The sequence below is a fragment of the Streptomyces sp. NPDC046870 genome (assembly GCF_040704595.1).
Classification (GTDB): Bacteria; Actinomycetota; Actinomycetes; order Streptomycetales; family Streptomycetaceae; genus Streptomyces; species Streptomyces argyrophylli.
Genome location: NZ_JBEYXM010000046.1, coordinates 21,765 through 28,105 on the forward strand (window position 1 = coordinate 21,765; position 6,341 = coordinate 28,105).

Below are 6,341 nucleotides of genomic sequence, written 5' to 3' on the forward strand. Positions count from 1 at the left end.
GACAGGGCGGAGGCAGCACGGCGACGGCGGCCGGTGCCCGCGGAAGGTTCCGCGCACCGGCCGCCGCCGTACGCCCGGCGGGTCACAGTGCCGTGAGGTGCCCCGGCTGGTCCGGCTGCCGGGGCAGCAGCACCGGTTCCGCGGTCGCCGTACCCGGCTCCAGCGCCAGCACGGCCGCCACCGGGTGCTCGTCGTCGCCGGCCTCGTCCCGGCCGGCGGGCGCGGGTGCCGCCCGGGTCAGCAGCACCACGCCCCAGGAGGCCAGCCCCGCCCCGGCCAGGGCGAGCAGCACCCCGGCGGCGCCGCCCCGCAGGCCCTGCCCCAGCAGGGTCAGACCGATCACCGCGGCGGCCACCGGGTTGGTCAGGGTGACCACGGCCAGCGGGGCACCGAGGCCGCCGCGATAGGCCGTCTGGGACAGCAGCAGCCCGCCGACGGCGAAGGCGGCGACGAGCACGGCGACCACGATCACCTCGGTGCTCAGCGCCGGGCCCGAGCGGTCCGTGGCCGCCACGGTCACGGTCTGGGTGAGCGCGGAGGCGACCCCGGAGGCGAAGCCGGACGCGGTGGCGTGCCGCAGGCCCGGCCGGGCGCCGGGCCGGGACAGCAGACCGATCGCGGCGGCGGTCGTACCGGCGACCACGAGGGCCTCGGTCAGCGACAGCACCCGGGCGGGCGCCGGGCCGGAGGCGGTGACCAGCAGCACGGCGAGCCCGAGCAGCGTGAGCGCCGTACCGCGCCACTCCACCGCGCTGACCCGCCGCCCCGCCGCCCGTGCGCCCAGGGGCACGGCGGCGACCAGGGTGAGCGCGCCCAGCGGCTGGACGACGGTCAGCGGGCCGTACTTCAGGGCGACGACGTGCAGCAGTGCGGCGGCGGCGTTCAGCCCGACCGCCGACCACCAGGCCCCGGTGCCCAGCAGCCGCAGCAGGCCGGTGCCGGCGCTGCGCGAGGCGAGCCGTTCCTGGGCGACGGCGGCGAGCGCGTAGGCGACGGCCGACACCAGTGACAGGCCGAGGGCGGCCAGGGCGGCGGCGCTCATCGGCCCGCTCCCGCCAGGACGACGGCCTCGCGCGGCTTCGGCAGGCCGCTGCCGCGACCCGCCGTACTGGCCGTGCGCCGCGGCGCGGGGACGACCGCGAGGGCGAGACCGAGCATGGCCGTGGCGACGACCGCGTCGAGCCAGTAGTGGTTCGCCGTGCCCACGATCACCAGCAGGGTGACCAGGGGGTGCAGCAGCCACAGTCCGCGCCATCGGGACCGGGTGGCGGCCATCAGGCCGATCGCCACCATCAGCGCCCAGCCGAAGTGCAGCGAGGGCATCGCCGCGAACTGGTTGGAGAGGTGGTCGCTGGACGGCGGGCCGTACACCGACGGGCCGTAGAGCCGGGCGGTGTCGACCAGGCCCGTCCCGGTCAGCATGCGCGGCGGGGCCAGCGGGAACGTGAACGGCAGCACGAGGGCGGCCGTGGTGAGGACCGCGAGGACCCGGCGGGCCCAGACGTAGTGCGCGGGCCGCCGCAGGTACAGCCAGACCAGGAAGGCGAGCGTGGCCGGGAAGTGGACGGTCGCGTAGTAGGTGTTCGCCAGGTGGACGAGGGTGTCGCCGTGCAGCAGCGCGGACTGCACCGCGGTCTCGTGGGGGAGGTGGACGCTGCGCTCCAGGTGCCAGACGTGCCGGGCGTTGCGGAAGGCGTCCGCGGTGTGGCCGGTGGCCAGCTGACGGCCCAGTTTGTAGACCAGGAAGAGCCCGGCGACCAGCAGGAGCTCACGTATCAGGGACGGACGGGCCGGAGTCTCCGGTTCCCCCTCCGCCTCCGCAGGCTCGGTTCGGGAATTCATCCCCCGGCCCCCTCGCTGACGGTGGTGCGTGTAGTGGTGCGAGCCCCGGTCCGCACCGGAACTCATCGATACGTTGCCGTACCGATACGCCAGTGTACCGATACGGCGGAGTACCGGTACACTGGCGTATCGATTGATGTGCGCCACACTGGAGACAGCCCCGGACGCGCACGGGCACCAGGCGCCGCACGGGCACGGGAAACAGACACGAGTGAGGGGAAGCACCGCATGACGTCGCAGGCCGCGGACGCACCGGACACGGTCGTCGCCTCGCGCCGCTCCAAGATCACGCCGGAGCGTGAGCGGGAGTTCTTCGACGCCGTGCTGGAACAGATCCGCCAGTGCGGCTATGACTCCGTCACCATGGAGGGCATCGCCGCCAGCACCCGGTGCAGCAAGTCCACGCTCTACCGGCAGTGGAAGACCAAGCCGCAGTTCGTCGCGGCGGCGCTGCGCGCCAGCCGCCAGGTGAAGTTCGCCGGCATCGACACCGGATCGCTCGCCGGGGACTTGCGCCGGGCCGCGCGGGCCGCGGGCGACTGGTCCGGCAAGGACACCCGGCTGCTCCAGGCGCTGGGGCACGCGGTGACGACGGACCAGGAGCTGGCCCAGGCGCTGCGCGAGGCGCTGGTGGACCCGGAGATCGCCGCGCTCCAGGAGATCCTGGCCCGGGGCGTGGCCCGGGGCGAGGTCAGGCCGGGCCACCCCGCGCTGGAGTACATCCCGGCCATGATGTTCGGCGTCCTGCGCGTGCGCCCGATGCTCGACGGCCAGTACGCCGACTCCGACTACCTCGTCCGCTTCGTGGAGGCCGCCGTGCTGCCCTCGCTCGGACTGACATGAGAACCAGGCCGCCGTTCACGGGATGACTGGACGGTGACCTGCCCGCGCCGCACCGTGGGGACGGGGGCGGCGCGCACCCCCCGGCCGGGTGGGGTTCCCCTTGAGCGGAGGGGAATCCCACCCGGCCGATCCGTCTCTCAGACGTCCTGGCCGCTCCCGCCGCCGGACGAGACCTTGATGCCCTTGAGTATCTCGTCGATCACCGACAGCTTCTGCCCGACGTCCACGCCGAAGCGGACCACCACGATCTGCCGGGCGTCGTCGGGGGAGGGGAAGGCGACCGACTCGACATAGCCGTCGGAGCCCTTGCTGGTGACCGCCTTCCAGCGCACCAGGTAGCCCTTCTGCCCGGCCACCGTCACCGCCTGGGAGGCCAGCACCTCGTGCGAGGTGATGCTGCCGTAGGTGGTGCCGCCGTACGACTGCTTGGCGTTGGCGGCGATGTCCGCCTTCGCGACCGCCTCCGCCGTGTCGGCCTCGATGCCCAGCGCCACCGCCGGGGCCGTGTAGGCGCCGCCCGCGGTGCACGTCTGGGCCGAGTTGCCCGGGCACTTGTAGGCGTCGTCGGAGGTCACCTGCGCCCCGACGCTGATCGCCTGTCCGGTCCAGCCCTCGGGCACCGGAAGGCTGATGCCGTTGACCGGGTCCGTCACGGTGCCGCCGCCCTTGACCTTCGGCGCGTCCGACCGGCCCGGGGACGGCGAGGCCCCATCGGAGCCACCGGAGCCACCGGAGCCACCGGAGCCGCCCGGGCCGCCGCTGCCGCCCGAGCCGCCGCCGGGCCCGCCGAACGTCCCGCCCTGGCCGCCGTCGTGCCCGCCGCTCGGGCCCTGCCGCGACCCGGCGCGGTCACCGCCGCCACCGCCGTCGTCGGTGAGGGCGTACACGCCGACCCCGATGCTCGCCAGGACCGCGGCCGTCACCGCGACGGCTATGCCCGTGCGCAGCCGTCGCCGGGAGGGGGCGGGCGCCTGGGCGGGATAGGCCGGGTAACCCGGCTGGCCCGGATACCCCTGCTGGCCCGGATACCCCTGCTGTGCCGGGTACCCCGGGTAGGCGCCGAACCCGGCGGGAGCCGAGGGCGGCGGACCCGTCGGGTGGGCCGGCTCGGCCGGGTGGGGCGGGCCGGCCGGCTGCGGTCCGCCGTCCGCCGCCGGGCCGCCCGGGGGACCCCACGCGGCGGCCGTGCCGGCGGGGCGGGTCTGGTCCGTCCAGGCCTTGCCGTCCCACCAGCGCTCGGTGGGCGGACCGTCGTTCGTCTGCCCGGGGTCGGGGTACCACCCGGGAGGAGTCACCTGCGTCATGCCCCCACCGTATGAGGCGAGCGTGAAAGCGGGATGAGAGGATCCACCGCCAAGGGGGCGAAGCGGAATATTTCTCCCCGGATTTCTCGGTGGTCCCCTCGGGCAGGCGCCGTTGACACCCCGTCCGCTGGTCGCGCGGCTGGCGGCGTCGTCCGCCCGCCCCCCGTTTCACCCGGCCGGGCAACAGCTGCCGCGAGGCGCCACCAGAGGTCCCGCCCGACGGCTACGCTCGGGTTCCGTACGTCATTCGGGCGACCTGGGGAGGTAACGGGATGACGGAGGGACGGCCGGCGGCGGCCGGCTCGGCTCCCCTGTGGGAGCGGGACGCCGAGCTCGCCACCGTCGCGCAGGCGCTCGACGTCCTGTGCGCGGACCAGTCGTCCGCGGGCAGCCTGCTGGTCATCCGGGGCGAGGCGGGACTCGGCAAGACCGCGCTGCTGGCCGAGATCCGGCGCGTCGCCGAACGCCGCGGCTGCGCCGTCTGGTCCGCGCGCGGCGCGGAGACGCTGCGGTCCGTCCCGTTCCACGTCGTACGGCAGCTGCTCCAGCCCGCGCTGCTGTCCTTACTGCCCGAGGAGGCCCGCGAGTACCTCGGCGACTGGTACGACATCGCCGGTCCCGCCCTCGGCATAGCGGAACCGCGGGCCGACAACGCCGACCCGCAGTACGTCTGCGACGGGCTCGTCGCCGCCGTGCGCCGGCTCTCCCGCCGCCAGTGGCCGCTGGTCCTGCTCGTCGACGACGCGCACTGGGCCGACCAGGAGACCCTGCGCTGGCTCGCGGCCTTCGCCGAGCGCCTCGACGACCTGTCCGTCCTCGTCGTGGTCGCCCGCCGGCCCGGCGAGGCCGCCGGGGACAGCGCCCGGCTGCTCGACGCGGTGGCCGCCGCGGGCCGCCCCGCCCACAACCTCAACGCCCTCACCCCGGACGCCACCGCCGGACTCACCCGCGCCACCGTGGGCCGGCACGCCGACGACGCGTTCTGCCGCGAGGTCTGGGCCGTCACCGGCGGCAACCCCTACGACACCGTGGAACTCCTCGCCAAGGTCCAGGACAGCGAACTCCAGCCCGTCGAGGCGCAGGCGGGCGAGCTGCGCGCCCTCAACCGCGCCGCCCGCGGCGGCGGACTGGTGGACCGGCTCAAGGGCCTCGGCCTGGAGGCCACCCGGTTCGCCTGGGCCGCCGCCATCCTCGGCACCGGCATCACCGTCGACATGGTCGCCGAACTCGCCACCATGGAGGCCGAGCTGGCCCGGACGTGCGCCGAACTCCTGTGCAGCGCCCGCATCCTCACCGAGCCCCGGCCGCCCGCCGGCGCCGAACGCGGCGACGGCGAGCTGGAGTTCGTCCACCCCCTCATCGCCACCGCCGTCTACAACTCCATCCCGCCCGGCGTGTGCACCGCCATGCACGGCGTCGCCGCGCAGATGATCACCGAACGCGGCCGCGGCGCCGCCGAGGCCGCCCGGCACCTGCTCAAGGTGCACCCGGACGACGACGAGGAACTGGTCGAGCAGCTGCGCGAGGCCGCCCGCGAGCACCTCGCCGTCGGCGCGCCCGACGCGGCCCGCCGCTGCCTGGAGCGCGCCCTGGCCGAGCCGCCCCTCCCCGAGGTGCACGCGCACGTCCTGTACGAACTCGGCTGCGCCACCCTGCTGACCAACCCCGCGGTCACCATCGGCCATCTGCAGAGCGCCCTCGGCATGGCCGGCCTCGGAGGCGACGACCGGGTCGACGCCGTCGTCCGCCTCTCCCAGGCACTGCTCCACAACGACCAGCTGGAGGAGGCCGTCCGCACGGTCGAGGCCGAGGCCGCCCGGCACGAGGCGGGCCCCGTCCGGATGCGGTTGCAGGCCTTCCAGTTCATGCGGGAGGGCATCCACGGCGAGACCGTCTCCCCGGCCCGCTCCCGGCGCCTGGCCGAGCTGGCGAGCACCTGCACCGGCCGTGACAACGCCGAACGCGCCCTGCTGATCCTGCGCGGCTTCGACGCGATGACCCACGGCGAGAGCGCCGACGAGGTCATCGACCTGTGCGACCGCGCCCTCGTCAACGGCCGCCTCGCCCCCGGTCTCGGCTGGACCGACACCGAGTGGGGCATGGAACTGCTGATGATGCTCGGCAGCGCCTACACCTACGCCGACCGGCTCGACCGTGCCGAGAGCCTGTTCGCCGAGGCCCGGCGCGTCTACACCACGGCCGGCTGGCACGGCGGCCACCTCTCCCTGGCCAACGCCTTCCTCGGGCTCGCCTACCGCAGACAGGGCCGGCTGCGCGACGCCGAGTCCACCCTGCGCGAGGCCCTGGTCCTCGCCGAGCGCGTCGGCCGCCGACTGCCGCTGTACTGGTCGG

5 protein-coding genes are annotated in these 6,341 nt (G+C 75.1%); 2 read left to right on the forward strand and 3 right to left on the reverse strand.

Annotated elements, in window-relative coordinates:
- Nucleotides 1-82: 82 nt before the first annotated feature.
- Together AB0946_RS40925 and AB0946_RS40930 are read right to left on the reverse strand one after the other, a co-directional pair.
- Complete coding sequence (locus tag AB0946_RS40925) at nucleotides 83-1,042, reverse strand: hypothetical protein (RefSeq protein ID WP_366765822.1); 960 nt, start codon at nucleotides 1,040-1,042, stop codon at nucleotides 83-85.
- Nucleotides 1,039-1,842 (reverse strand): phosphatase PAP2 family protein, encoded by an 804-nt coding sequence (locus AB0946_RS40930; protein ID WP_366765824.1) that lies wholly within the window; start codon nucleotides 1,840-1,842, stop codon nucleotides 1,039-1,041. The genes AB0946_RS40925 and AB0946_RS40930 overlap by 4 nt, the downstream gene beginning before the upstream one ends.
- A 228-nt stretch (nucleotides 1,843-2,070) precedes the next feature.
- On the opposite strand from AB0946_RS40930, the gene AB0946_RS40935 reads away from it, so the two are divergent.
- Nucleotides 2,071-2,685 carry a TetR/AcrR family transcriptional regulator gene (locus AB0946_RS40935; protein WP_366765825.1) on the forward strand — a complete coding sequence of 205 codons (615 nt, stop codon included), beginning with the start codon at nucleotides 2,071-2,073 and terminating at the stop codon, nucleotides 2,683-2,685.
- A 137-nt stretch (nucleotides 2,686-2,822) separates the two neighbouring features.
- On the opposite strand, the gene AB0946_RS40940 is transcribed toward AB0946_RS40935, so the two are convergent.
- The gene (locus AB0946_RS40940) at nucleotides 2,823-3,989 is read right to left on the reverse strand and encodes a DUF2510 domain-containing protein (protein WP_366765826.1); all 1,167 of its coding nucleotides are present in this window, start codon (nucleotides 3,987-3,989) and stop codon (nucleotides 2,823-2,825) included.
- 272 nt (nucleotides 3,990-4,261) lie between these two features.
- On the opposite strand from AB0946_RS40940, the gene AB0946_RS40945 reads away from it, so the two are divergent.
- A partial coding sequence (locus AB0946_RS40945; RefSeq protein WP_366765827.1) for an AAA family ATPase occupies nucleotides 4,262-6,341 on the forward strand: 2,080 nt, incomplete at its 3' end.